This is a genomic window from Actinoplanes sp. NBC_00393 (assembly GCF_036053395.1).
In the GTDB taxonomy this organism is placed as follows: Bacteria; Actinomycetota; Actinomycetes; order Mycobacteriales; family Micromonosporaceae; genus Actinoplanes.
The window spans coordinates 6,898,039-6,922,752 of sequence record NZ_CP107942.1; the positions used below are offsets into that span (position 1 = coordinate 6,898,039).

25 protein-coding genes are annotated in these 24,714 nt (G+C 70.1%); 5 read left to right on the forward strand and 20 right to left on the reverse strand.

All coding sequences use genetic code 11. The features are described 5' to 3' along the window. Window positions 1-24: 24 nt before the first annotated feature. The 3 genes from OHA21_RS31920 to OHA21_RS31930 form a co-directional block, all read right to left on the reverse strand. Window positions 25-1,692 carry a DEAD/DEAH box helicase gene (locus OHA21_RS31920; RefSeq protein WP_442875185.1) on the reverse strand — a complete coding sequence of 556 codons (1,668 nt, stop codon included), beginning with the start codon at window positions 1,690-1,692 and terminating at the stop codon, window positions 25-27. A gap of 173 nt (window positions 1,693-1,865) precedes the next feature. Continuing rightward, the gene (locus OHA21_RS31925; RefSeq protein ID WP_328461221.1) at window positions 1,866-2,480 is read right to left on the reverse strand and encodes a trimeric intracellular cation channel family protein; all 615 of its coding nucleotides are present in this window, start codon (window positions 2,478-2,480) and stop codon (window positions 1,866-1,868) included. A gap of 7 nt (window positions 2,481-2,487) precedes the next feature. Then, window positions 2,488-2,706: a DUF3039 domain-containing protein gene (locus OHA21_RS31930; protein ID WP_328461223.1), complete on the reverse strand. Its 219-nt coding sequence runs from the start codon at window positions 2,704-2,706 to the stop codon at window positions 2,488-2,490. Window positions 2,707-2,836: 130 nt separating this feature from the next. Here OHA21_RS31930 and OHA21_RS31935 point away from each other — a divergent pair, with 130 nt between their 5' ends. Continuing rightward, window positions 2,837-3,787 (forward strand): pseudouridine-5'-phosphate glycosidase, encoded by a 951-nt coding sequence (locus tag OHA21_RS31935; protein ID WP_328461225.1) that lies wholly within the window; start codon window positions 2,837-2,839, stop codon window positions 3,785-3,787. A 70-nt stretch (window positions 3,788-3,857) separates the two neighbouring features. Further along, entirely contained in the window at window positions 3,858-4,733 is an 876-nt protein-coding gene (locus tag OHA21_RS31940; RefSeq protein ID WP_328461227.1) for a carbohydrate kinase family protein, read from the forward strand. A gap of 5 nt (window positions 4,734-4,738) precedes the next feature. Here OHA21_RS31940 and OHA21_RS31945 read toward each other — a convergent pair whose 3' ends face one another. The 13 genes from OHA21_RS31945 to OHA21_RS32005 all read right to left on the reverse strand — a co-directional run bounded on the left by OHA21_RS31945 (window position 4,739) and on the right by OHA21_RS32005 (window position 16,761). Next, window positions 4,739-5,122 (reverse strand): DUF3099 domain-containing protein, encoded by a 384-nt coding sequence (locus tag OHA21_RS31945; protein WP_328461229.1) that lies wholly within the window; start codon window positions 5,120-5,122, stop codon window positions 4,739-4,741. Between the two features lie 158 nt (window positions 5,123-5,280). Further along, on the reverse strand, window positions 5,281-5,859 hold the full coding sequence (locus OHA21_RS31950; protein WP_328461231.1) for an HhH-GPD-type base excision DNA repair protein: 579 nt from the start codon (window positions 5,857-5,859) through the stop codon (window positions 5,281-5,283). 20 nt (window positions 5,860-5,879) lie between these two features. Then, complete coding sequence (locus OHA21_RS31955; protein WP_328461233.1) at window positions 5,880-6,152, reverse strand: hypothetical protein; 273 nt, start codon at window positions 6,150-6,152, stop codon at window positions 5,880-5,882. A 32-nt stretch (window positions 6,153-6,184) separates the two neighbouring features. Further along, a complete protein-coding gene (locus OHA21_RS31960; protein WP_328461235.1) occupies window positions 6,185-7,231 on the reverse strand; it encodes a methyl-accepting chemotaxis protein in 1,047 nt (348 codons plus the stop codon). 26 nt (window positions 7,232-7,257) lie between these two features. Further along, window positions 7,258-7,629 carry a response regulator gene (locus tag OHA21_RS31965; RefSeq protein ID WP_328461237.1) on the reverse strand — a complete coding sequence of 124 codons (372 nt, stop codon included), beginning with the start codon at window positions 7,627-7,629 and terminating at the stop codon, window positions 7,258-7,260. Further along, window positions 7,626-7,901, reverse strand: coding sequence for a hypothetical protein (locus OHA21_RS31970; RefSeq protein WP_328461239.1), 276 nt, complete (start codon window positions 7,899-7,901; stop codon window positions 7,626-7,628). The genes OHA21_RS31965 and OHA21_RS31970 overlap by 4 nt, the downstream gene beginning before the upstream one ends. Then, complete coding sequence (locus OHA21_RS31975; protein ID WP_328461241.1) at window positions 7,882-10,248, reverse strand: chemotaxis protein CheA; 2,367 nt, start codon at window positions 10,246-10,248, stop codon at window positions 7,882-7,884. Before OHA21_RS31975 ends, OHA21_RS31970 begins: the two co-directional genes overlap by 20 nt. Beyond that, complete coding sequence (locus tag OHA21_RS31980; RefSeq protein WP_328461243.1) at window positions 10,245-10,646, reverse strand: response regulator; 402 nt, start codon at window positions 10,644-10,646, stop codon at window positions 10,245-10,247. The genes OHA21_RS31975 and OHA21_RS31980 overlap by 4 nt, the downstream gene beginning before the upstream one ends. Continuing rightward, window positions 10,646-11,515: a CheR family methyltransferase gene (locus OHA21_RS31985; RefSeq protein ID WP_328461245.1), complete on the reverse strand. Its 870-nt coding sequence runs from the start codon at window positions 11,513-11,515 to the stop codon at window positions 10,646-10,648. The genes OHA21_RS31980 and OHA21_RS31985 overlap by 1 nt, the downstream gene beginning before the upstream one ends. A 2-nt stretch (window positions 11,516-11,517) precedes the next feature. Beyond that, the gene (locus OHA21_RS31990; protein ID WP_328461247.1) at window positions 11,518-12,141 is read right to left on the reverse strand and encodes a HEAT repeat domain-containing protein; all 624 of its coding nucleotides are present in this window, start codon (window positions 12,139-12,141) and stop codon (window positions 11,518-11,520) included. A 22-nt stretch (window positions 12,142-12,163) separates the two neighbouring features. After that, entirely contained in the window at window positions 12,164-13,228 is a 1,065-nt protein-coding gene (cheB, locus tag OHA21_RS31995; RefSeq protein ID WP_328461249.1) for a chemotaxis-specific protein-glutamate methyltransferase CheB, read from the reverse strand. A gap of 12 nt (window positions 13,229-13,240) precedes the next feature. Continuing rightward, window positions 13,241-14,800: a chemotaxis protein CheW gene (locus tag OHA21_RS32000; RefSeq protein ID WP_328461251.1), complete on the reverse strand. Its 1,560-nt coding sequence runs from the start codon at window positions 14,798-14,800 to the stop codon at window positions 13,241-13,243. 23 nt (window positions 14,801-14,823) lie between these two features. After that, window positions 14,824-16,761, reverse strand: coding sequence for a methyl-accepting chemotaxis protein (locus OHA21_RS32005; protein WP_328461253.1), 1,938 nt, complete (start codon window positions 16,759-16,761; stop codon window positions 14,824-14,826). Window positions 16,762-16,979: 218 nt separating this feature from the next. Between OHA21_RS32005 and dtd the strand changes: the two genes are divergently transcribed. Further along, window positions 16,980-17,402 carry a D-aminoacyl-tRNA deacylase gene (gene dtd, locus OHA21_RS32010; protein WP_328461255.1) on the forward strand — a complete coding sequence of 141 codons (423 nt, stop codon included), beginning with the start codon at window positions 16,980-16,982 and terminating at the stop codon, window positions 17,400-17,402. Here the strand turns inward: dtd and OHA21_RS32015 are convergent. Next, complete coding sequence (locus OHA21_RS32015; protein WP_328461257.1) at window positions 17,399-18,184, reverse strand: sporulation protein; 786 nt, start codon at window positions 18,182-18,184, stop codon at window positions 17,399-17,401. The genes dtd and OHA21_RS32015 overlap by 4 nt on opposite strands. 233 nt (window positions 18,185-18,417) lie before the next feature. Here OHA21_RS32015 and sigB point away from each other — a divergent pair, with 233 nt between their 5' ends. Then, window positions 18,418-19,410 (forward strand): RNA polymerase sigma factor SigB, encoded by a 993-nt coding sequence (gene sigB, locus OHA21_RS32020; RefSeq protein ID WP_442874923.1) that lies wholly within the window; start codon window positions 18,418-18,420, stop codon window positions 19,408-19,410. A gap of 3 nt (window positions 19,411-19,413) precedes the next feature. On the opposite strand, the gene OHA21_RS32025 is transcribed toward sigB, so the two are convergent. Then, window positions 19,414-21,960 (reverse strand): bifunctional acetate--CoA ligase family protein/GNAT family N-acetyltransferase, encoded by a 2,547-nt coding sequence (locus OHA21_RS32025; protein WP_328461259.1) that lies wholly within the window; start codon window positions 21,958-21,960, stop codon window positions 19,414-19,416. Window positions 21,961-21,963: 3 nt separating this feature from the next. After that, window positions 21,964-23,145 (reverse strand): acetoin utilization protein AcuC, encoded by a 1,182-nt coding sequence (locus tag OHA21_RS32030; RefSeq protein WP_328461261.1) that lies wholly within the window; start codon window positions 23,143-23,145, stop codon window positions 21,964-21,966. 238 nt (window positions 23,146-23,383) lie between these two features. On the opposite strand from OHA21_RS32030, the gene OHA21_RS32035 reads away from it, so the two are divergent. After that, on the forward strand, window positions 23,384-24,067 hold the full coding sequence (locus OHA21_RS32035; RefSeq protein WP_328461263.1) for a metal-dependent transcriptional regulator: 684 nt from the start codon (window positions 23,384-23,386) through the stop codon (window positions 24,065-24,067). Here the strand turns inward: OHA21_RS32035 and OHA21_RS32040 are convergent. After that, on the reverse strand, window positions 24,064-24,615 hold the full coding sequence (locus OHA21_RS32040; RefSeq protein WP_328461265.1) for a hypothetical protein: 552 nt from the start codon (window positions 24,613-24,615) through the stop codon (window positions 24,064-24,066). The two genes, OHA21_RS32035 and OHA21_RS32040, sit on opposite strands and share 4 nt — an antisense overlap. Between the last annotated feature and the right edge of the window lie 99 nt (window positions 24,616-24,714).

The following is a 24,714-nucleotide window of genomic DNA, read 5'->3' on the forward strand; positions in this document are numbered from 1 at the left end:
CAAGTGGACTTAACATCGGCGGCGTCAGAACGTCTGGATCGTGGCGATCCGCTCCTCGAGCTGCTCGATCGTGGCCTGGGCGCTCGGCGGCCCCCCGCAAAGCCGCCGCAACTCCGCGTGGATCTTGCCGTGCGGCAGGTTGGTCCGGTGGTGGTGGGCCGCGACCAGCGTGTTCAGCTGCCGGCGCAGGCTGTTGCGCCGCTCCCCGGCGCTCATCGGCACGACCGCCTCCCGCTGCGCGGGCACCTCGTTGCGGGTCTGCTCCGCTTGCTGCCGCTTCTGCGACGCCATCTGGTCGGCCTGCCGCTTGTTCAGCAGGGTGGTCACCTGGTCCGGGGTGAGCAGGCCGGGCAGGCCGAGATAGTCGGCCTCCTCGGCGGTCCCGGTACGCGCGCCGGTCCCGAACGACGTCCCGTCGTAGATGACCTGGTCCAGCTCGGCGATCGAGGACAGCGCCTCGAACTTCTTGTCCAGCTCACCGAGCGCGTCCTCGGCCTTCTGCGCCCGCTCGATCAGCTCGTCGTCGAGCCCGTCCTTCTCCTTCGGCGCGCCCAGGACGTGGTTGCGCTGCGCCTCCATCTCGCTGGCCAGGCCGAGCAGGTGCGGGACGCTGGGCAGGAACACGGTCGCCGTCTCGCCCTCGCGCCGGGCCCGGACGAACCGGCCGATCGCCTGCGCGAAGTAGAGCGGGGTGGAGGCGCTGGTGGCGTAGACCCCGACGGCCAGCCGCGGGATGTCGACCCCCTCGGACACCATCCGGACCGCGACCATCCAGCGCTTCTCCGAGTTGGCGAACTCGGCGATCCGGCCGGAGGCGCCCTCGTCGTCGGAGAGGACGATGGTGGCCGGCTCACCGGTCAGGTCGTGCAGCAGTTTCGCGTACGCCCGGGCGGAGGTCTGGTCGCTCGCGATGACCAGACCGCCGGCGTCCGGCATGCCGTGCTCGCGGATCTTCGTGAGCCGGGCGTCGGCGGCCCGCATCACCTGGGGCATCCAGTCGCCGCGGTGGTCCAGGGCGGTCCGCCAGGCCTGGGCGATCAGGTCCTTGGTCATCGGCTCGCCCAGGCGGGCGGCCAGCTCGTCACCGGCGCTGGTCCGCCACCGGGTCTCGCCGGAGTACGCCATGAAGAGCACCGGGCGCACGACCCGGTCCTGCAGCGCGTCGGCGTAGCCGTAGATCGAGTCGGCCCGGGACCGCTGGATGCCGTCCTGGCCCCGCTCGTACGTCACGAACGGGATCGGGTTCTCGTCCGACCGGAACGGTGTGCCGGTGAGCAGGAGGCGGCGTACGGCGGGCTCGAAGGCGTCCTTGACCCCGTCCCCCCAGGTACGCGAGTCGCCGGCGTGGTGGATCTCGTCGAGGATGACGAACGTGCGCCGGGTGATGGTCCGCCGCTTGTGCACCTGCGGCGCCATGCCGACCTGCGCGTACGTCAGGACCGCGCCGTGGAAGTCGCGGGACGAGTGCACGTCGGAGTTGCGGAACTGCGGGTCGAGCTGGATGCCGACCCGGGCCGCCGCGAGCGCCCACTGGGTCTTGAGGTGCTCGGTCGGGCAGACCACGGTCACCGCGTCGCAGGTGCCGTCGACGAGCATCTCGGCGGCGATCCGCAGGGCGAACGTGGTCTTGCCCGCGCCGGGCGTCGCCACCGCCATGAAGTCGTCGGAACGGCGGCGCAGGTACGTCACCATCGCCTTACGCTGCCAATCCCGCAGGGGCGGGAAGATCTCCAGGTTCGGCAGTGACGGGCTCAAGCTCCGGTGATCCCTTCATTCAAGACAAGGCTCGTCCAAGACAAAGCCTCCGCGATTTCGGGGCGCGGAGGCAGGGCCCCAGCATAGCCGCGAACCGTTGCGAATCGGGGCTACGGCATCGCCACCGGGACCGACCAGCGACGGTAGAGCGCGATGAGGCGTACCCCGGTCATCAAGCTCGCCGCGGTGATCAGCGGAACCGGCCCGGTGAAGCCCATCCGCTCCGCGACGGTGACCAGGACCGCGCCGCCCAGGGCGACCACCGCGTAGATCTCGCGCTGCAGCACCACCGGGATCTCCCCGGTCAGCAGGTCGCGGGCCAGCCCTCCGCCGATCGCGGTGAGCATGCCGAGCAGGCACGCGCCGACCGGTGGAACGCCGGCGTCGAGGGCTTTCAGGGTGCCGGTCGCGGTGAACAGTCCCAGGCCGGCCGCGTCCAGCAGCAGCACGGTCCGGCGGACCCGGTTCAGTCTCGGGTGCAGCCAGAAGACCGCGACCGAGGCGAGGACCGCGGTCACCGCATATCGCCAGTCGGCGAACGCCAGCGGTGGAACCGCGCCGATGGCCAGGTCACGCAGAATGCCGCCACCCAGCGCGGCCACGAAGCCGACGAACGCCACCCCGAACAGGTCGAGGCGTTTGGCGACGCCGGCCGAGGCGCCGGAGGCGGCGAAGACCGCCACACCGATCAGGTCCGCGACGAGCAGTGCGTCTCCGCTCGTCACGCCTTGATCAGACCTTCATGGCTTCGTAGATCTCCTTGCACTGCGGGCACACCGGTGAGCCGGGCTTGGGCGCCTTGGTCACCGGGAACTTCTCGCCGCAGAGGGCCACCACGAAGGTGCCCATGACCGCGCTCTCCGCGATCTTCTCCTTGCGAACGTAGTGGAACATCTCCGGACCGGTGTCGGCATCCTTGGTCTCCGGACGCTCCAGGATCTGGGTGCTCACGGTTTATCTACCCTTCGCAGAATCAATGCTCATGCCATGGCGGAGTCACAGCTCCAGCCGCCAAGTCTGACAGCTCACGCCTGGTCGGTCCAACGACAACGCAGGTCGTGAGCGCCGTACCGTAGCGGGCGTGACTGACTTCGCAATTCGATACGGCGAGCACGTGACCCGGGCCCGCCGGGACGGCCGTCCGGTGGTGGCCCTGGAGAGCACGATCATCTCGCACGGCCTGCCGCACCCCGACAACCTCCGGGTGGCGCGCGAGATCGAGCAGACCGTCCGGGACAACGGGGCGGTGCCGGCGACCATCGGCATGATCGGCGGAGAGGTCGTCGTCGGCCTGGACGACGCGCAGGTCGAGCACCTGGCGCTCGCCGGGGACGTGGCGAAACTCTCGGTCCGGGATCTCGCGATCGCCGCGGCCCGGCGTGCCGACGGCGCCACCACGGTCGCCGCCACCAGCGCGATCGCGGACGCCGCGGGCATCGGGGTGTTCGCCACCGGTGGGCTGGGCGGGGTGCACCGGGAGGCGAACATCACGTACGACGAGTCGGCCGACCTGACCGCGCTGGCGCGGACGCCGATCGTGGTGGTCTGCGCCGGCGTCAAGTCGATCCTCGACGTGGGCGCCACCCTGGAGCGGATGGAGACCCTCGGTGTGTCGGTGGCCGGTTACCGGACCCGGCGGTTCCCCGGCTTCTTCATCACCGACGGCGGCTTCGACGTCGACTGGGAGCTGGACTCGCCGGAGCAGGTGGCCGACTTCATCCGGGCCCGCGCCGAGCAGGGCGTCAGCGAGGGCGCCCTGGTGCTGGCGAACCCGCTGCCCACCGACGAGCAGCTCGACCCGGGGCTGCACGACCGGACCCTGGCGGCCGGACTGAACCTGCTGGCCGAGCAGAACATCACCGGCAAGGCGGTCACCCCCTTCCTGCTGGGCCACTTCCACGCCAGCACCGAGGGCAAGAGCCTCGAGGTGAACATCCGGATCATCCTGCGCAACTCCGCCCTGGCGGCCCGGATCGCGGCGGCGGCCAACACCGGCGCGGCCGCGCCGGTGGGCTTCGCAGCGCCCGCATGAACAGCGCCCGCATGAACAGCGCCCGCATGGACAGCGCCCGTATGAACAGCGCGCGCGTGGGCAACTCACGATGATCGTTGTCGGGGACCTGGTCACGGACGTCCTGGTCGAGCAGAACGGGCCGATCCAGGTCGGATCGGACACCGATGCCGCGATCCGGGTCGCCGGCGGAGGTCAGGCCGCGAACACGGCGGCCTGGCTGGCCCACGCCCGGCAGCCGGTGACGCTGGTCGCCGCGGTCGGTGACGACGCGGCCGGCCGGGAGCGGGTCGCGGAACTCGAGTCGGTGGGCGTGCGCTGCGCGGTGCACGTCCACCCGGGCGCCGTCACCGGCAGCGTGGTGGTCCTCACCGGCCCGGCCGAGCGCACCATGATCACTGATCGGGGCGCCTCGCTGCTGCTCGACCCGGACCACGTGACCGCGGTGGTCTCCGCCGCTCCGGCCGGCAGCCACCTGCACCTCTCCGGCTATCCGCTGCTGCATGCCGGGTCACGTCCGGCGGGCCTCGCGGCCCTCACCGCCGCGGCAGGACGAGGAATCACGGTGAGCGTCGATGCGGCCTCGGCAGCCCCGTTGCGCGCCGCCGGTGCGCAGGCTTTCCTGGATTGGGTACGCGACGCCGACCTGCTCCTGTGCAACCAGGACGAGGCCGACGTGCTCGCCGGTCCGGGCAGCGCGGAGGAGCAGGCGGCCCGGCTGACGGCCCACGTGCGGAACGCGGTGGTGAAACAGGGGGCGGCCGGAGCCGTCTGGCGCGTGCGGGACGGCGAGGTGTTCTCGGGGGCGGCTTCGCGCGTACCGGTGAAGGATCCGACCGGGGCGGGTGACGCCTTCGCTGCCGGCCTGTTGGCCGCATGGTGTTCCGGTGCCGGGCCGGAAGCGGCGCTGGCCGCCGGCGCCGCTCTGGGCGCGGCCGCCGTGGCCCGGATCGGCGCCCGCCCGTAACCGGGTCAGGAGCCGCGGCGCTGCTGCTCGACCGGGTCGTCGACCACCTCGGAGTCGATGGTGATGTACTCGGGCTCCTGCTGCACGAGCGCCCGCCGGACGTCCTCACGCGCGGCCCGGTCGGCGGCACGCTCGGCCTTGGTCTTGGCCGGCCGATCGTTCGCGATCAGCACGGCCATCCAGGGCAGCAGGACCATCCCGAGCGCGCAGAGGCCCAGCCAAAGCGGCAGGAGCGGGACCCGGGCGCTGATCAGCACACCACCCAGGATCAGGCAGCCCGCCCGGACACTCATCATCGTGACGTAGCGGATCTGCCTGCTGCGGAGCTGAGCGTCCTGACTGTGCGCGGCATCGGTGATCAACACCGGATGCTCCGGCTGCTTCTTCACGCGAGGACTCCGATCGACCCGGTAATCCTTGCACCGTCCGGGCCGTTGTGCCCAACCTGTCGGTGACTGAACCTTTCAACGTGGCCAGGGCCGGCAGCACCCGGCACCGGCCAACCGCCGGGACATTTCCGGCCCGATGCCAGGTTGAGAAAGGTTCATCAAGCGCCCTTGGCGGCTCTCGCCTCGGCCTTGGCCGCCTTCTTGTTCGCCCGGACCTTGGCGAGGGATTCGTCGTCGACGATGTCGGCGACCGACTTGAACGCGTCCACCTCGCCGTAGGCGCCGGCCGCTTCGCGCCAGCCCTCGGGCTGCACGTTGTACTGCTTGCCGAGCAGGGCGACGAAGATCTGCGCCTTCTGCTTGCCGAAGCCGGGCAGCGCGAAGATCCGCTTGTAGAGCTCGGCGCCGGTCGGCACGCCCCGCCAGAGGGCGGCGGCGTCCCCGTCGTACTGGTCGACCAGCACCCGGCAGACCTCCTGCACGCGGACCGCCATCGCCTTCGGGAAGCGGTGCAGGGCCGGCGGCTCGGCGAAGATCGCGATCAGCGCGTCCGGGTCGAAGTCGGCGAGCTCGGTGGCGGTCGGCTCGTGGCCGAGGCGCTGCGCGAGCACCCACGGCGAGGTGAACGCCTTCTCCATGGTGATCTGCTGGTCCAGCGTCAGGCCGACCAGCACGGCGAGCGGGTCCCGGTCCAGCAGCGCGTTCGCCTCGGCGTCGATGGGCAGCGAGAATGGCATGCTCACATCTTGCTACAGGCTCAGGCCTGCACCGTCCCGGCCAGGGCCTCGTAGGTGATGATGCGCACCTTGAGCGAGCGCCCCGCGACCCGGCTCAGCTCGCCGACCTCCATGATGTGCTCGGCCACCCGTCGCAGGTCGGACGGCGCGGTCACCGGCCGCCGCAGGCCCTGGGCCTGTACCGCCAGCGACCACAGGCCCTCGGCCATCTGCGGGCCGATCAGATCCGCCAGGGCCTTCACCGCGTCCTGCTCGGTGGGAATGTCGGGGCCGTAATTCTCGATCCGGGCCATCGCGGCACCTCTCGCTGGCGATCTCGTGGTGGTCAGAACAGTTCGATGAGGGGCTCGTTGCCGGCCGAGGTGTCCCCACCGGTCTGCTGAGCATGGGTGGACCGCTGGCGGGACATCACGTGCTTGCTGCGCAGGTCCTCCACGTTGATGGACTGCGCCGCGAGATCCTCCGCACCGAGTTCCCCACGGGCGTACGCGGCGACGTTCTCCGACTGCCGGCGCACGTCGTCGACGGCTTCCGCGACGTGCTCGAGCATCTGCCGGCTGATGTCCTGGAACTGCACGTGCCCGACCGCGCCGGTGGTCTCCGAGGTGAGCGCGTCGGAGCTGCGCTGCACCTGCTCGGCAGCGCTGACGGTGTCCTTGAGGATGCCGGTGACCATCGCCGACATCTCCCGCTGCGCGTTCAGGATGCCGCCGAGCCGGCGGGTCATCGCCGTCTCCTCGGTCATCTCGGCCAGTTCCCCGGTCCGGTCGAACTGGGTGTCGTCGGAGAGCACCGCGTCGAGCCGGTTGGTGAGATCGGCGATGTTGCTGCCGATGCCGTGGGCGGCCTCGGAGGAGCGGTGCGCGAGTTTGCGTACCTCGTCGGCAACGACCGAGAAGCCCTCGCCGGCATCGCCGGCGCGGACCGCTTCGATCATCGCGTTCAGGGCGAGGATGTTGGTCGCCCGGCTGACTTCCTCGATCTGTTTGACGTGCTGGTCCAGCTCACGCATCTGGTCGACCAGGGCCCGGATCTGATGATCGCGGTACAGGAAGTACGCGATGAGCCGCCCGACCAGCTGGTCGTTGGAGGAGCTGACCTGGCTCAGCTCGGTCTCGGTGCGGCTGAGGGTGCCGGCGAGTTGCGAGACGTCGCCGGCCATCACCTCCGCCAATGAGTCGACCTTGATGAGCTGCTGGACGATCGCCTGCGCAGCCTCGCCGGTCTGGTCGATGACGTCGTGAACGTGCCCGTCGATCACTTCGCAGAACGACGGGATCGGGTCCAGCGCCTCGGCCACGACGTCCCCGCGCACCTGCTGGCTGTCCGGCTCGGCCGGCGGCAGCGTGAGCTTGCGGAGAAGGCTTGGCATGCGATACCTCCGTAATGGGACGAGTGTCAGGCTCCGGGCAGGACCTGCTTGATCACACCGAGCAGCTGGTCCGGTCCGACCGGCTTCACGAGCCAGCCGGTGGCACCGGCGTTCTTGGCCTCGGTGCGCTTGGTCTGCTCCGACTCGGTGGTCAACATGAGGATCGGGGTGAACCGCATACCCGGGGCCTTGCGGGCCTCGCGGGCGAAGGTGATCCCGTCCATCTGCGGCATGTTGACGTCGCTGATGATGAGGTTCGGCTTGACACCCTTGCTGAGCTTGTCGAGAGCTTCCTTGCCGTGGCCCGCGGTCTCCACCGCGTACCCGGCCTTGGTGAGGATCGACTTGAGGCTCATCAGCATGGTGGCGGAGTCGTCGACGAGCATCACAGTGGTCATGGAGGTTCGCTTCCCTGTCTGCTGGCGAGGCCGCTGCTCCCGTTGAGCAGCGGCAGCACCTGAGCAGCCAGGAAGGCGTCATTCGGTGCTGAAGAAATCTTCGGCCGGAAAAGAAGCAGAGCCTGGAGCGCGCCGGTGTGCAAGTGGTTGCAACGCCGCAGGCTGACCCTGGGCTTGCGGGCCGACCGCAGCCAGCCGGCCAGCTGCTCGACCTCGTCCACGGTCACCACGCCGATCAGCGTGGCGCTGTCGTCATGCAACTCGAGCGGCAAGACCGAGCACCTCCTTCATGTTGAGCACCAGCAGGACCAGGCCGTCCCCGAGCAAAGCGGTTCCGGAGAACTCGTCGGCGTAGGCGAGTAGCCCCTCCATCGGCTTCAGGATCACGTCGACCTCGCGGTGGAACTGCGAGACGAGCAGGCCGACCCGCTGGCCGTTCACGTTCGCCACCAGGATCGCCCGATCGGCGCCGGGATCCGGTTCCCACGGCATGTCCAGCGCCCGTGCCAGGTCGATCACCGGCACCACCTCGCCGCGCATCACGACCACCTCCTGGTGCAGCACGTGGCCCATCTCGGCGGCGGGCACGCGTACCGTCTCCACCACCAGGTCGACCGGGATGCCGAACCGCTGACCGGCGACGCTGACCACCATCACCTGGGTGACGGCCATCGAGAGCGGCAGCCGCAGCCGGGTGGAGGTGCCGTGGCCCAGCCGGGACCGCATGGTCACGGTGCCGCCCAGCTTCTCCACGCTGGCCCGGACCGCGTCCATCCCGACTCCCCGTCCGGAGAGATCCGAAACCTGGTCGGCGGTGGAGAATCCGGCACGGAACACCAGGTCGACGGCGTCGTTGTCGGAGAGCGTCTCCAACTCCTCCTCGGAGATCAGCCCCTTCTCGTACGCCTTGCGCTTGACCCGTTCCGGATCGATGCCGCGCCCGTCGTCGTTGACCTCCACGATCACCGCGTCGCCGTCCGCCACCGCCGCCAGGGTCAGCTTCGCCGCCGGCGGTTTGCCGGCCGCCACCCGCTCGTCGGAGGTCTCGATGCCGTGGTCCAGGCTGTTGCGCACCAGGTGCACCAGCGGGTCGCCGAGCGCCTCGATGACGTCCTTGTCGGCCATCGTGTCCTCACCCTCGGTGACCAACTCGATGCTCTTGCCGAGCCGCCGGCTCAGGTCACGGACCAGGCGGGGGAAACGGCCGAAGGCGACCGAGAGCGGGAGCATCCGTACGTCCATCACCGCGGCCTGCAGCTCCTCGGCGATCCGGTGCAGGCCGGCGTACTGGTCCTTGATCCGGCGGCTGAAGACCCGGCTGCCGAACTCCTCCTCGGCCTCGTCGGCCAGGAAGGTCAGCCCGTTCTTCGCCACGTTCAGCTCGCCGACCAGCTCCATCAGCCGGTCGACCTTCTCCTGGTCGACCTTGAGCACCCGGGTGCCGACCTGCCCGCCGGGGTCGTCGGCCCGGCCGGCCATGTCGGCCGGGGCGGTGGCCGGCGGGGTGGGGGCCGCCGCGGCTGCTGGGGCAGCCGGTTTCACCGGCTCCGGCGCCGCTTCCGGAAGGAGACGTTCCACCGCCTCGAGCAGCGCGGTTCGGTCCGCCTCTGCAAGATCCATCGGTACGCCCAGCGCCTGCGCCGCCGCGGTCACGCTCCGGGCCACGGCCCGCAGTTGTGCCCCGTCCGCCGCGGGCACGCCTTCGGTCACGGCGAGGGAGCGCTGCGCCGCGGCCAGCACGGCCCGGGCGTCGGCGGCGATCGCCGAGTCGATCATCTCGGTCACAGCCACGGTGACCGGTTCCTCGGCGTGCAGCGGCGGCTCACCGCTGAGGTGGCGAGTGATCGCGTCGGCGTCCAGCTCGACGATCTGGACCTGATCCGGGACGTACCGGAACAGGTACTCCAGTTCGCCGACCGCGGCCCGGGTGGCGAGGACGAAGGAGAGCAGGCAGACGTACTCGTCGTACTCGTCGGTGGACGGCCACTGCTCGGGCGGAACCACTTGGAGCCGGTCCAGGCCGGGCACCTGGCGGATCAGGTGCAGCGGGTCCTCGGCCCGGAAGAAGCAGTCCGAGTCGGGTGCGTACCGGACGAAGCGCATGGTGGACGAGGTGGTGGAGAGCCAGGTCCCGGTCTCGGTCAGCCACTCCGCGTCCAGCCAGGCGAGCCAGTCCGGCGCCGCGTCGATCCGGGCGGCTGGGCCGGCGGCGCTCTGGGTGGGTGCGGCCGCCTCGCCACCGATCGGCGCCCGCAGCTTGGTGATCAGCCCGGCGGCGTCGTTGCCGGCGCTGGCCGGGAGCCGCTCGTGCGAGGTGACGTGTGCCAGCCAGCCGCGGATCAGGTCGAAGGCGGCGAGCAGGTCGTCGGCCATCTGCGAGTCGAGGGAGAGCCGGCCTCCGCGTACCGCGTCCAGCAGGTCCTCCGCGGCGTGGGTCAGCCGGGTCAGCTCGGGGAAGTCGAACAGGCCGGACGAGCCCTTGAAGGTGTGCGCCGCCCGGAACACCTCGTTGACCAGCTCCGGGTCGCCGGGGTCGCGTTCCAGCTGGAGCAGGCCTTCGTCGACCTGGGCGAGCAGGTCGTTGGCCTCGGCGAGGAACTGTGCGAGGAGCGGATTCATGCCGGCTCGTCCTTTCCGGAGGTCAGCATGGTGGCGATTCGCACCAGGCGATCTCCGGAGACCGGCTTGACCAGGTATAGGTTTGCTCCGGCCTGGTACGCCCGGTCCGCGTCACCGGGCCGGTCCTCGGTGCTGATCATCAGCACCGGGGCCGAGGTGCCGACCGTCTCCGATCGCAGCGCCTCGACGCAGGCGTAGCCGTTCATCTTCGGCATGTTGACGTCGACGACGAAGAGGTCGAACGGCGTACCTAGGGCCACCTCCACGGCTTCCAGCCCGTTCGCCGCCTCGGCCACCTCGAATCCGGCGGCGGTGAGCAGGCTGGTGTGGTAGAGCCGCACCGTGGCGGCGTCGTCGACGACGAGCACTCGGGCTTTCGTCTCGGTATCCGAGGTCATCACTTTGCTCCGGTCGGTCGCTGGTAGACGATGCCCTCCGGCAAACGGGTCGGCGTGAAGATCGGCGAGATCCGGCTCATCGACTCGGAGTGGCCCAGGAACAGATAGCCGCCGGGGCGCATGGCGCCGTACAGGTTCTCGGCCGCACGGCGGCTGGACAGCTCGTCGAAGTAGATGAGCACGTTGCGGCAGAAGACGACGTCGAAGTCGCGGAAGGCCCGCATCGCGGGTGTGTCGCAGACATTGACCCGGTGCAGCGTGACGGCGCTCCGGATGCCGTCCTCGACCTGGTAGCGGCCGGTGCCGACCGAGTTGAAGTACTTGGCGATCCACGGCTTCGGCACCCGCTGCAGCGACCGTTCGCCGTAGCTGGCGTGAGCCGCCTTGGCCAGCACCTCACTGTCGATGTCCGCCCCGTGGATCTCGACGTCCACCTGGTCGATCTGGTCCCACTCCTCGAGCAGGCGCAGCGCGATCGAGTACGGCTCCTCGCCGGTCGAGCAGGGCAACGAGAGGATCTTGACCGGGCCGGCGATCCGGGACACCCCGCCGCGGTCCTTCAGCACGTTCGGCAGCACCGTGCTGAGCATCGCGTCGAACTGGTAATCCTCGCGCAGGAAGTACGTCTCGTTGACGGTGAGCTGGTTGATCAGATCCTGCAGCATCCCGGAGTTGTCGCTCATCCGCAGCGCGGCGAACCAGCTCGTGAAGGTGTCGTACGTCGAGTTGCGGATGCAGGTCTCGATCCGCTTGTCGACGAAGTACCGCTTGCCCGAGGTGAAATGGATGCCGGTGCGCTTGTAGAAGTACTCGGTGAAGCGGGTGAAGTCCGTGTCCGAAAGGACGGCACCGGTCGCGGGGGCGCTCACGTTCACGCCGTCCCGGTGAGCCGGGGCAGCGCTGCCTGGACGGTGAAGCGGAGGAACGGGTCGTCCGGGAACCGCAGCACGGCGGCCTCCAGCACCGGTGCGTGCTCCGCGGTGGCGCCCGGCAGCAACGCGTCGATCGCCGCGGTCACCACGTTCGGGTGTGGGTCCTCGGCGATCATCCGGGTCAGCCAGACCTGCGCGTCGGGATGGGCGAGGTCGGCGAGGACCATCGCGGTCATCACGCGTACGTCGTGGTCGGGTGCCGCGAGCAGGTTCGGCATCAGGGCCGGGACCGAGCGGGGCATCGTGGCCAGGGCCTCGGCCACGGCCGTACGCAAGGCGGCGTCGTCGCTGGCCAGATGGACCGCGAGCCCGCCCGCCACCGTCTCGGTGTCGTGCGCGGACAGCGTGGTGAGCACCGCGTCCCGGACCCGCGTCTCGGTCTCCACGGTGACCCGGGTCAACAGCGCCGGAACCGCGTCGGCGACACCTTCGAGTCCGAGCGCGGCCTCCCGGCGGCATTCCGGATCGGGGTCGTCCAGCTGCTGCAGCAGCGTGTCCACCGAGGGTTTCTCCGCCGTCAGCTCTTCGGGCTGCTGCGGAGCCTGCTTTCGTACCAGTCCCATCGTGACCCCCATTTCCTACGAGTCAGCGAACCCAGTCAGCCAGACGGTCGGCGATCTCGTACGCCGGAAGCACAACCGTGGCCCCTCCGCGCCGTGACAGTTCGCCAGGCATGCCCCAGACCACCGCGGTCTCCTCGGCCTCGGCGATCGTGCGGCCGCCACCCTCCTTGACGGCCCCCATCTCGGCGGCCCCGTCGTCGCCCATCCCGGTGAGCAGCACACAGACCAGGCGGCTGGGATCGATGTACCTGCGGGCCGAGGCGACCATCCGGTCCACGCTCGGGTGCCACCGGTACTCGGACGCGGCGGGGACGCTCTTGACGATCAGCCCGTCACTGCGCCGGGCCACCACGACGTCGGCGTTGCCCCGCCCGATGTAGATGTTTCCGCGCTGGATGTTCATGATCCGGTCGACCTCGTGCACCCGCAGGGCGCAGATCTCGTCGAGCCGGCGCGCGAGTGCCGCGGTGAACGAGGCCGGGATGTGCTGGGCCAGCACCACCGGCGCGCCCAGCGTGCTCGGCAGCTGCGGCAACAGCTCGGACAACAGTGCCGGCCCGCCGGTGGAGGACCCGATCAGCACCAGGTCAACCGAGCCGACCGCGCCGAGCTGCCGGCGGGGCGGGGCCGCCGCGGTCCGGGCGTTCTGCGCGCGCATCCGGTCGCGCAGGCCACCGGCCCGTTTCAGTCTCACCGCCGCCGCGCTGCGTACCTTGCGCACTAGATCGCCGGAGACCTCGTCGATGTTGAGCGAGACCGTGCCGCCGGGCTTGGGCACGTAGTCCACCGCGCCCAGTTCCAGGGCCTCCAGCGTGACGAGCGCGTTGTGCTCGGTCAGGGAGGAGACCATGACCACCGGTGTGGGCCGCTCCTCCATGATCTTGGCCAGGCAGGTGAGCCCGTCCATCTCCGGCATGTTGATGTCGAGGGTGACCACGTCCGGCTGTATCCGCCCGAGTTGCTCCAGAGCGTCGACCCCGTTGCGGGCGGTGTGCACCTCGAACTCACCCGCGTCGGCGAGGATCCCCTTGAGCGCACGGCGCATCAACGCCGAGTCGTCGACTACGAGCACTGATGTGGGGGGCATCGGCAGCTCCGATCAGACGGCGGCGAGAGCCTCGTCGACGAGGCTCTCGCAGAGCTCCGCGGCCTGGTCGGCCTGGTCGGCGGCGAGCAACTGGTCCACCTGCACGAGCAGGAGCATCCGTTGCTGCTCGGGCAGGTTCGCCACCCGCGACACCACCCGGGCCTGCTCGGCCGAGAGCTCCGGCGCCGGCTCCAGCACGTTGCGGCCCACCCGGGCCACCTCGGCCACCGAATCCACGATGAAGCCGGTACGCACCCCACCGATGATCAGTACGACGATGCGCTGCCGTTCGTCCCGCTCGGTGCGCCCGAGACCCAGCCGGGTCCGCAGGTCCACCACGGGCAGCACCGTGCCGCGCAGGTTGACCAGGCCCTCCACGAAATCGAACGACTTGGGGACCCGGATCAGCGCCTGGGGCACCCGGATGATCTCCTGCACCGCGTCGACGTCGACGGCGTACTCCTCGTCGTCGAGGCGGAACACGACGAACAGCTCCTCGTCGCCACGCCCGTCGTCGACCGACCCGGCCCGTTCCTCGACCATGTCCGGCTCGTCCTCCCGGTATTCGGCGATCTCGTTGCGTACTTCCGGCGAGTCGAACATCCGGTTCACACTCAGCACCGAGACCAGCCGCTTGCCGTCCTCGAGCCGGCACACCGACTCCACCTCGGTCTTGCGACTGTCGCCGGCCACCACGCTGGGCAGCGGGGCGACCAGCTGGTGCGGCACCCGGAGGACCTCGCGAACGGTGTCCATCACGACGCCCACCACACCGCCGTCGATCGAGACGACGACGATCCGGTTCTGCGGTTCGAGCGGTGTCACCGGCAGTCCGAAGACCCGGCGCATGCTCACCACCGGCAGCAGCCGGCCGCGCAGATCGATCACGCCGAGCACCCGGCTGCCGGCGTTAGGCACGTGACTGACCGACTCCGGCGCCTGCACGATCTCCTGCACCTGGTCGATCGGCAGCGCGTACTCCTGCCCCTCCACCGCGAAGCTGACCAGCTCGAGCGTGTCATCCAGGTCGCCGTCGATGTCGTTCTCGGCCGTCATCCGGGTGGCGGCCGTGGTGTCGCGGCCGCCGCGCCGCTCGGCGAGCCGGGAGAACTGGCTGCCGATCAGCCGGTCCACGTCGAGCACCGTCGTCATGTCGCCGTCACCGGACTTGATCACGCCGACCAGGACGTCCGAGCGGACCGTCGACTGCACCGACTCCGCCGCCTCCATCTGCTGCGGGTCGATGCTGATCACGCTCGCCACCCGGTCCACCACGAACCCGAGCGGCACCCCGCCGTCCACCACGATCACGCGGGTGGTCTCGTCGTGGCCGGTCTGGTCCATGGCGCAGCAGCGCCGCAGACTCACCACCGGCAGCACCCGGCCACGCAGGTTCGCCAGTCCCTCCAGCGACGGCGGACCGAGCGGCACCTTCACCACGGCGGGCATCCGGATGATCTCCTGCACCCGGCGCATCGGGAAGGCGTACCGCTCCCCCGCCATGTCGAAAGTGACGTAGTCCGCACCGTCCTCGTCCAGCTCGTCCGCGGCGAGATCCTCGTCGGAGTCCATGGGTCTCTCCCCTCTCGCCGGTCTCAAGCGGCGTTCTGCAGCTCGTCGGCGAGCGCGGCGATCTCCTCGACCGCGGCAGCGAGCTCCTCCGCGCCCTGGGACTGTTCCCGGGCCGCGGTAGAGCACTGGCCGGCCAGTTGCTCGGCCTCGTTGGCGGACGAGGAGATCTGCTCCAGTCCCACCTTGACCTCACCGAGGACGCTGGCGATCTGCTGCGCCGACTCGCGGACCTCCTCGTTGCCGCCGCGCACCTGCTGCATGTCCCGCTCGATCTCCTCGAGCCGGGCCGTGGTGGCCTTGGCCGACTCGACCTCGGCGAGCGAGAGCCGGCTGGTCTCCTCGAGGTCGGCACGAACCTCGACGATCCGGTCCTGCACCGACTTGACGAGGTCCTTGATCCGGTCGGCGTTGTCGGCGGAGTCGCGGGCCAGATTCCGGATGTCGGTGGACACCACCGCGAAACCCTTGCCGAACTCGCCGGCCCGGGCGGACTCGACCGAGCCGTTGACCGCGAGCATGTTGGTCTGGATCGAGACGTTGGCGATCGCGTCGACGATCTTGTCGATGCGCCGGGAGATCTGCTCCAGCTCGGAGACCTTCCGGACGTTCTCGATGCCCTCCCGTGCGGCCGTACCGATCGCCTCGATCATCGAGTCGACCGCCTCCTTGTTGGTGGCGAGCAGCTCCAGGATCACATCGGCTCGTTCCACCGCTGCTCCGCCGCGAGTCGCGGAGAGCTGGGCGCCCTGCTCGATCTGGTTGACCGCCTCGGCCGTCTGCTGACCCTTCTCGGCCGCGGTACGAGCCCCTGTGTTGATCTCGTTGATCGCCACGTTGATCTGGCTCGCCGCCCGGTTGATCTCCTCCACCGCGGCGGAGAGCTCCTCGGCCGCGGAGGCCACCTCCTCGGCGCTCTTGGCGATGTCCGTGCTGCTCCGCAAGGTCTCCGAGACCTCGGCCAGTGACTCGGCGGCCTGCTCGCTCTGCCGCAGTGCCTGGGTCTGCTGGCCGACCGTCTGCAGCGACTCCTCACACGCCGCGGACTGCTGCTCGGCCGCCGCAGCGATCTCCTCGGACCGCTGCTTGGCGCTCGCGGCGGACCGTTTCGCCTGCTCCGCCGCGGCCGCCATCTCGGTGGCGCCGACCATGATCGTGCCCATGTCGGCACGGATGGTCTCCAGCTGCGAGGTGATCGTCTTGCCCTTCTCCACCTCGCCCCGGGCCGTCTCCGCCGAACCCTGCACCGCCGCGGCGATCTCGGTGACGCTGTTGCGGACCTCGTCAATCAGGTCGCGGATCTGCCGGGCGCTGCGCTCGCTGGTCTCGGCCAGGGTGCGCACCTCGTCGGCGACGACCGCGAAACCCTTGCCGTGTTGCCGGGCCCGGGCCGCCTCGATGGCGGCGTTCAGCGCCAGCAGGTTGGTCTGGTCCGCGATATGCGCGACCGTCTTGACGATCTCGCCGATCTCGTCGGCCTGCTTCTCCAGCTCGGTGATCGTCACGACCGACCCGGTCTGCCGGGTGGAGGCGCTGTCGACGTTGGCGAGCAGGTTGCTGATCCCGTTGCGGGTCTCGTTCAGCAAGCCCTGCAGGGCCTGGCTCAGGTCGGCGACCTGGCGGGTGGTCGACTCCTGGCGGCTGACCCGCTCCTCGACCTGGTTCATCGCGGCGAGGCTCTGCTGCGTCGCGCCCGAGGCTTCCTCGGCGCCCGCGGCGATCTGCTGCATCGACTCGGTGAGCTGCCGGGACGCCTCAGCCGCCTGGGCGTTCTGGGCGGAGATCTCGGCGGTGGCGGTGGCGATCCGCTCGGCGGCCTGCTGTTGCTTCGCCACCGAGCGGGCCTGGCGCCGGGTCGCGTCGGAGTCCGCACCCCGGGCGGCTGGACGGGCGGGCGCAGCGGTCGGGCGAGCCGTCCGGGAGCTGTCGGTGGCACGCCCGTTGGTAGTGCTGGTGAGCGGCATGGGTGGTCTCCCAATCTGAGTCCGGTCGATCCCGCGCACACGGGGTGCGCGTCAGGTAACCGTGAGTCGGGACCACGCCGTCGGCGGCCCCTTCGACCAGCAAAATCCTGGCACCGGCGCGACTGCTGGCGAGGCGGTATTCAGCCATTCCGATCCGGCCTGGAAACGAGGTGCCACCTGCCCGGAAGTGTCTGACCGACCTCGGCTAGTTTCGCCTGATGCGCGCACTGGTACAGACCGTCAGCCGAGCGAGCGTCCAGGTCGAGGACGAGATCGTCGGAGAGATCAAGGACGGCCTGCTCGTCCTGGTCGGGGTGACGCACGACGACACCACGGCGAAGGCCGCCGAGCTGGCCCGCAAGACGTGGGAGCTGCGCATCCTGGACGGGGACCGGTCGGCCTCGGACGAGAACGCGCCGGTGCTGGTGGTCAGTCAATTCACCCTGTACGGCGACGCGCGCAAGGGCCGCCGTCCGACCTGGAACGCCGCCGCGCCCGCCGAGGTCGCCGAACCGCTGATCACCAGCTTCGTGGAAGCACTGCGGGCCCGGGGAGCGACCGTCGCAACCGGTCGCTTCCGGGCCCACATGCTGGTCGAAAGCGTGAATGTCGGACCGCGGACGGTCCTGTTGGAACTCTAGAAGAGGCCGCGCCGCTGGGCCGACTGCCGCAGCCACTGGTCCAGCCGGGCGGTCCAGTCGACCTGGTCCACCGTGGCGTAGTCCACGTCGAAGCTGCCGAACGCGTCGTGGCCCTCGGTGAACATGCCACCCCGCTTGTCCAGCTCCAGCACCACCTGGAGCTTGTGCGGCGTGGGCAGGAAGGTCAGCTCGAGCTGGTTGATGCCCCGCGCGTACTGCGAGGGCGGGTAGAACTCGATCTCCTGATAGAACGGAAGCTGCTGCTCGACGCCGTAGACCCGGCCCTTCTCCACGTCGGCCTTGCTGAACCGGAAGCCGAGCCGCAGCAGGGCCGCCAGGATCCGGTCCTGAGCCGGCAGCGGGTGCACCGCCACCGCGTCGAGGTCGGTCTTGTCGACAGCGCGGGCCACCTCGAGCTCGGTCGACAGGCCCATCGTCATGCCGTGCAGATGCTGACCGTTCACCACCGTGATCGGGGTCTGCCACGGCACGTCGAACTTGAACGGGACGTCGTGCCGGACCCCCGGCTCCAACCGGAACGAACCGGTCAGGCGCTGCCGGTGGAACTCCTGATTGCTCTGGTACTCACTGTCGCCGCTCTCGACCTCGACCCGGGTGGTCAGGCCGATCGCCAGATATTCCACGTCGACAGCGTGATCGCCGCCGACGATGTGCACCTGGCCCTCCAGAAACCCGCCCGGGTACGTGTTCGGGTTCGCCAGCACCGTGTCGACGGACGGACCGCCGACTCCGAGTGCCTGCATCATGCGTTTGAAGACCACGACACCATTCCCTTCCTCGGGAAGCACATTATCGAGATGAGACAACCGCGGAGAGTGATCAAGCGCCCGGTTGTCGACTTGACGACGTCAGGGTTCTCCCCGATTCATGCCACCTGGACGCTGGCCTCACCTCCGCTTAACGCGCCGCAGACCAAGCTAGCCATCACCGGCACGGATGCGGCTGGTACGCACGAGACGTTATCGCGGGGAGGGGACTCAAAGTGGTCCTGAACATGAAGGCGTCGGAGTCCAAGGTCGTCGTCGAGGACAGCATGCCCGACGAGGTCGAGGCGCTCGCCGACCTGGACGCCACCGACGAGCGTGGTGTCTCAGCCGACCTGGTTCGCGCCTACCTCAACGGCATCGGCCGGACCCGCCTGCTCACCGCCGTCGAGGAGGTGACGCTCTCGAAGCGCATCGAGGCCGGGTTGTACGCGGAGGAGAAGCTCCCCACCGCCGGCGCCGAGCTCGCACCCCTGCTGCACATCATCGTCGCCGAAGGCAAGGCCGCGAAGAACCACCTGCTCGAGGCGAACCTCCGGCTCGTAGTGAGCATCGCGAAGCGCTACACCGGCCGGGGCATGGCGTTCCTCGACCTGATCCAGGAGGGCAACCTCGGCCTGATCCGCGCGGTCGAGAAGTTCGACTACACCAAGGGCTACAAGTTCTCCACGTACGCCACCTGGTGGATCCGGCAGGCCATCACCCGCGCCATGGCCGACCAGGCCCGCACCATCCGCATCCCGGTGCACATGGTCGAGCAGGTCAACCGCATGGTCCGCTGCCGTCGCGACCTGGCCGCCACGCTCGGCCGTGAGCCCAGCATCGGTGAGATCGCCAAGGCGATGGACGTGCCGGAGTTCCAGGTCATCGAGCTGATCTCGTACGACCGGGAGCCGGTCAGCCTGGACCAGGCGGTCGGCGAGGACGGCGAGAGCGCCCTCGGTGACTTCGTCGCCGCGGTCGACCCGAACCAGCCTGGTGAGGGCGTCGGGCAGGGCGAGCTGCGCAGCGAGGTCGAGATCGTCCTGGCCACGCTTTCCGAGCGGGAGTCGGCGGTGATCCGCCTCCGCTTCGGCCTCGACGACGGCCGGCAGCGCACGCTGGACGAGGTGGGCCGCGAGTTCGGCCTCAGCCGCGAGCGGATCCGCCAGATCGAGAAGGTCACGATGCTCAAGCTTCGCGACCCGGAGCGGGCCTCCCGCCTCGAGGCCTACGCGGTCTGACCCTCACACACTGCGCAACCTACGCGGGCCGGTGTCCGGACGGACACCGGCATCGCCGTATTCGACGACGGCGTGCAGCACCGAGAAACCGTCCGGGCGGGCCAGCACCGGGTTCAGGGTGAGCGAGCGGACCTTCGGGTGCTCGTCGGCCAGGCGGCCCACCCGCAGCAGCAGATCGATCAGCGCGGCGCGGTCCACCGGCGTGGAGCCGCGGTACCCGTGCAGCAGCGGCGCCGCCCGTGGCTCGTCGACCAGCGCCTCGGCCGCCCGGTCGGTCAGCGGTGCGGCCCGCCAGGCCAGGTCACCGAGCAGTTCGCTGGCGACGCCGCCCAGGCCGAACCCGACGACCGGGCCGAACGCCGGATCCTCCAGCACCTCCACCACGCAGGCGACGCCGGCCGGCACCATGGTCTGGACTAGGACGTCCGTACCGAACTCGGTGGAAAGTTCGCGGTACGCAGCGCGTACGCCATCGGGGTCGGAAAGGGCGAGGCGCACGGCGCCGAGGTCTATCCGGTGGCGCAACCCACCGCCTGCCGCCTTGAGCGCGACCGGAAAGCCCAGCTCTACCGCGGCTGCGACCGCGGCATCCTCGGTGCCGGCGAGGGTCGACGGCACGACCGGGATGCCGTAGGCGGCCAGCAGTTCCTCGGGGGTCTCGGCAGCCTCGGCAGCGACCGGATCCACACCGGACAGCTCCGGCATCACGCCCGGCGGGCGCCGCAACCAGTCGGCGTAGTTGACCACCCGGGCCAGGGCCCGCACCGCTTCCTCGACCGAGGGATAGACCGGTACGCGCGGCGGCGCCTTCCCGAAGACCAGCATCGCGACGGTCGGCTTCTCCCCCGCCAGAGCAACGCTGGCCAGCGCCGCGGAGAAGTCGGCGTCCTCGTCGGAGAGCTGCCCGGGCACCGGCGGCGCACAGACCGCGACCAGCGCGTCCACCCGTTCGTCGACCGCGGCGTCAGCGAGCGCGTCGGCCAGATCGTGCGCGGTCGCGGACGGCCCCGCGTCGAAGGGATAGCCCTCGGCCACCACCAGGCCGGCGGCGCGACAGGCGACGACGGCCAGCTCGGCCAGCGCGGACGAATTGCCGACGACGGCCACCCGGCGCCCGGCCGGCAACGGCTGATGCGCCAGCAGCATGCCGACGTCGAAGAGCTCCTGGACGGTGTCCACCCGGATCACGCCGGAGCGGGCGAACAGGGCGGTCACCGCGTTCACATCGGGGCCCGGGGTGTCGCCGGCCAGACCCGGCGGCCGGGTCGCCGAGGCGACCGCCACCACCGGCTTGATCCGGCTCATCCGGCGGGCCAGCCGGGCGAACTTGCGCGGGTTGCCGAACGTCTCCAGGTAGAGCAGGACGACGTCGGTGCCGGGGTCGTCCTGCCAGTACTGCAACAGGTCGTTTCCGGACACGTCGGCCCGGTTGCCGGCGGAGACGAAGCTGGACAGGCCCAGCCCGCGTCGATCGGCCTCGGCCAGCAGCGCCACACCCAGCGCGCCGCTCTGGCTGAAGAAGCCCACCCGGCCGGCGGTCGGCAGGCGCGGGGACATGGTGGCGTTCAGGCGCACCTCGGGGTCGGCGTTGGCGATCCCGAAGCTGTTGGGGCCGACCACCCGGAGGCCGACGGCGCGGGCCCGCTCGATCAGGGCACGCTGCTGCGCGGCGCCCTCCGGGCCGGCCTCGGCGAAGCCCGTGGAGACCACGACCACGCCACCGGCTCCGGCGCGGGCGGCGTCCGCACCGGCCTCCGGCACCGCCTCCGCGGGCACGGCGATCAGGGCCAGGTCGATGGGGGCTCCGGCTTCCGCAGCTGTCCGGTACGCCGCCAGCCCGGCGATCCGCTCCGCGGTGGGATGGACCGGCACGATCGCTCCGGAGTACCCGCCGTCCCGCAGGTTGCCCAGCATCGCGGCGCCGATCCCGTGACCGGTCGCGCTGGCACCGTAGATGGCGATGCCCCTCGGGGCGAGCAGCCGGGCGATCGACCGGGCCTCGGTGAGGTGCTCGCGGGACTCCTGCACCTCGCGGGACTTCTCGGTCGGCGCGATCGGGAAGCTCAGGTGCACGACGCCGTCCGCGTACCGGCGCTGCACCTGGTAGCCCGAGTCGCCGAAGACCCGCAGCATGCCGCCGTTCTCCGGCAGCACCTCGGCGACGAAGCGGGTGATGCCGTGGTCGCGAGCGGCGTCGGCGAGATGTTCCAGCAGCACCGAGCCGATGCCGCGGCCCTGCAGCGCGTCCTCGACCACGAAGGCGACCTCGGCCTCGGGTGAGTCGGGGCCGAGTCGCTCGTACCGTCCCACTGAAGTGATCTTGCCGTCCGCGACCGTGACGAAGGCCTCCCGGTCCCGATGGTCGACGTTGACGAACCGCTGCAGATCGCGCTCCGGGATGCGCGGGTACGGCGAGAAATAGCGCAGGTAACGGGTGCGGTCGCTCATCCGGGAGTGGAAGTCCACGATGGCCGGTGCGTCCTCGGGCCGGATCTGCCGCAGATGCGCGGCAGAGCCGTCGGCCAGCAGAACGTCTGCGCTCCTCTCCACCGGTCAGTCCCGGGGGTCGTGCGGGTCGAGGCCATGCAGCGGGAACACCGCGGACCGGGTGGCCAGGATGGCGCGGTCGACCGGATCGGTCGTACCCGGTGCCCAGCTCTGCACCGGCGGGGTGGTCCCGTCGGTCATCGTCTCCGGAACCCGGGCGTCAGGCCGTTTCTGGGAGGCCAGCCGGCGCCACTCCGGTGGTGTGGGCGTCTCCGGTGCCAGCGGCTCCCCGGTGGCCACCGCGAGCAGGTGCGTCCAGGCCCGGGGCACCACCTCGACCAGCGCGTACCCGCCGCCGCCGGTGGCCACCCACCGCCCCTCGCACACCTCGTCGGCCAACTTCCGGATCGCGATGTACGCCGCCCGCTGCCCGTCCACCGACAACCGCAGGTCGGCGAGCGGGTCGAGCCGGTGCGCGTCGGCGCCGCACTGACTGATGATGATCTCCGGAGCGAAAGCCCGGACCACCGAAGGCACGACCGCGTGGAAGGCCCGCAGCCAGCCTGCGTCATCGGTGTTCGGCGGCAGCGGCACGTTCACCGCGGTGCCCTCCGCGTTCGGACCGCCCACCTCGTCGGCGAACCCGGTGCCCGGGAAGAGCGCCAGCGGCGTCTCGTGCAGGCTCACCGTGAGCACCCGTGGGTCGTCGTAGAAGGCGTACTGCACGCCGTCGCCGTGGTGCACGTCGACGTCGATGTAGGCCACCCGCTGCGCGCCCTGCTCCAGCAGCCAGGCGATCGCCACCGCAGGATCGTTGTAGACGCAGAACCCGGCGGCCCGGGCCGGCATGGCGTGATGCAGCCCGCCGGCCACGTTCACCGCCCGGCGGGCCGAGCCGTGCCAGACCGCCTGAGCCGCGGCGAGAGTCGCCCCGCAGATGCGCGCCGCCGAGTCGTGCATGTCGTCGAAGACGGGGTTGTCCGGAGTGTTCAGACCCCAGCCGGTGAAGAACGGATCGATCGGCGCCAACCGGACGGCGTCCAAGTAGTCGGGACGATGCACCCGGGTGAGATCAGAATCACTCGCCGGCCGCGGCGTGATCATCTGGACGTGCGGCCGATCAAGGACGCCCAGCTCGCGGGCGAGCGCCATGGTCAGCTCCACCCGCACCGGATTGAGCGGATGATCACCCATGTCATAGTCGAGCAGAGCGCTGTCCCACACCACTGCCGTCGTCTCATCGGCCATGCTCGACATGCTGCCATGCGCCGCGGTCCTCCGACGGTTTGCCGACGCCTCTTTCGCCGCGCCGGGCGACGTGTCGTTAGCACACCTGTTTCGCGGTCGGGTAGGGTCTCTTGGCACTTGCTCGGGGCGGATGTCAACCCCCCGCCGCGCGGTATTATCGCTGCTGGGAGGACCGCATCGTGAATGATCTCGTCGATACCACTTCGCGCGGGTGTACCTGCGACCTCGGAGGTACACGTTGAACGACTTGGTCGATACCACCGAGATGTATCTGAAGACCATCCTCGAGCTCGAGGAAGAGGGTGTTCCGGCCCTCCGCGCCCGGATCGCCGAGCGCCTGCACCAGAGCGGTCCCACGGTCAGCCAGACCGTCGCCCGGATGGAACGGGACGGGCTCCTCACCGTCGAGGGCGACCGCCACCTGGTCCTGACCGAAGCCGGCCGCACGCACGCCATCGCCGTCATGCGCAAGCACCGTCTCGCCGAGCTGCTGCTCGTCAACGTCATCGGCATGCCCTACGAGGAGGCCCACGAAGAGGCCTGCCGCTGGGAGCACGTGATGAGCGACTCAGTCGAGAAGCGGGTCTACGAGCTGCTCAACAAGCCGACCCGCTCGCCGTACGGGAACCCGATCCCCGGCCTCGAACAGCTCGGCGCGCCGGACGAGAGCGCCCAGCCCGCCGACCAGGCCGAACGCAACCTCGCGTTCCCCGGCCTGTCCGGTGACGTCGTGGTCCGGCGGATCTGCGAGAGCGTGCAGACCAACGCGGACGTGCTGCGCCAACTGCACGCCGCCGGCATCGACCCCGGCACCACGGTGACCGTCGCCCAGGAACGGGACGGTGTCACCATCGACCGCTCCGGCGACAAGATCCGTCTGCCGCGTGAGGTGGCGTCCCGGGTGTTCGTGGCGGCTCGCTAGCTGTCGGTGTCCATCGCCTTGGCCAGCTCCAGCAGCTTCGCGTTCATCTTCTTGACGGTGCTGGCCTTCGGCCCCTTGGCGAAGGTGAAACGCAGCGTCTGCAACTGCTTGGCGCTGCTCAGCCAGCCGATCTCGACAGTCGGGCCGTGCCCGCCGGCGGCCTTGGTGTTCAGCAGATAGGCGGCCTTGCCCAGACCCTTGAGCTTGGTCGCCTTCGGCGGCATGCGCTCGGCCAGGAAAAGGGCAGGGGTCGCCTTCGTCGTCTCGACCACGGAGAGCGACAGGTCGGGCCAGGCGGTGTTCACGGTCTGCACCACGCAGGTCGACGTGTCGTCGATCTGCTCCGAGGCGGCGACGGAGAAACGGACGCCGATCTTCTCCTCGATGAAATTCCAGTCCCAGAGGATGCAGGCGCCGCCGGCTGAAGCGGCCGGGACCTCGGCGACGGTGATCGGGGGCGCGGCCGGGCTGGACTCGGCGGGCTTGCTGCAGCCGGGCGCGGCCAGTAGTAGGACGGCGGCGGCCGAGATGGCGAAACGCGTACGCACTCTTGATCCTCCCCGGTACCGGGGACACCGTACTGGCCGTGGGCCTTGAGGGGAAGGGGTTGATCACGCCACATTGGTGTACAGGTAGTGACTGCCTTG

Coding starts and splice junctions, on each gene's coding strand:
- OHA21_RS31955 (WP_328461233.1), bottom strand. CDS start 6,152: ATGGCCCGGATCGAGAATTACGGCCCCGACATTCCCACCGAGCAGGAC.
- OHA21_RS31950 (WP_328461231.1), bottom strand. CDS start 5,859: ATGCCATTCTCGCTGCCCATCGACGCCGAGGCGAACGCGCTGCTGGAC.
- OHA21_RS31980 (WP_328461243.1), bottom strand. CDS start 10,646: ATGACCTCGGATACCGAGACGAAAGCCCGAGTGCTCGTCGTCGACGAC.
- OHA21_RS32005 (WP_328461253.1), bottom strand. CDS start 16,761: ATGCCGCTCACCAGCACTACCAACGGGCGTGCCACCGACAGCTCCCGG.
- OHA21_RS31965 (WP_328461237.1), bottom strand. CDS start 7,629: ATGACCACTGTGATGCTCGTCGACGACTCCGCCACCATGCTGATGAGC.
- OHA21_RS31960 (WP_328461235.1), bottom strand. CDS start 7,231: ATGCCAAGCCTTCTCCGCAAGCTCACGCTGCCGCCGGCCGAGCCGGAC.
- OHA21_RS31940 (WP_328461227.1), top strand. CDS start 3,858: ATGATCGTTGTCGGGGACCTGGTCACGGACGTCCTGGTCGAGCAGAAC.
- OHA21_RS32000 (WP_328461251.1), bottom strand. CDS start 14,800: ATGGACTCCGACGAGGATCTCGCCGCGGACGAGCTGGACGAGGACGGT.
- OHA21_RS31920 (WP_442875185.1), bottom strand. CDS start 1,692: ATGGTGACGTACCTGCGCCGCCGTTCCGACGACTTCATGGCGGTGGCG.
- cheB (WP_328461249.1), bottom strand. CDS start 13,228: ATGCCCCCCACATCAGTGCTCGTAGTCGACGACTCGGCGTTGATGCGC.
- OHA21_RS31990 (WP_328461247.1), bottom strand. CDS start 12,141: ATGGGACTGGTACGAAAGCAGGCTCCGCAGCAGCCCGAAGAGCTGACG.
- OHA21_RS31975 (WP_328461241.1), bottom strand. CDS start 10,248: ATGAATCCGCTCCTCGCACAGTTCCTCGCCGAGGCCAACGACCTGCTC.
- sigB (WP_442874923.1), top strand. CDS start 18,418: ATGAAGGCGTCGGAGTCCAAGGTCGTCGTCGAGGACAGCATGCCCGAC.
- dtd (WP_328461255.1), top strand. CDS start 16,980: ATGCGCGCACTGGTACAGACCGTCAGCCGAGCGAGCGTCCAGGTCGAG.
- OHA21_RS32030 (WP_328461261.1), bottom strand. CDS start 23,145: ATGGCCGATGAGACGACGGCAGTGGTGTGGGACAGCGCTCTGCTCGAC.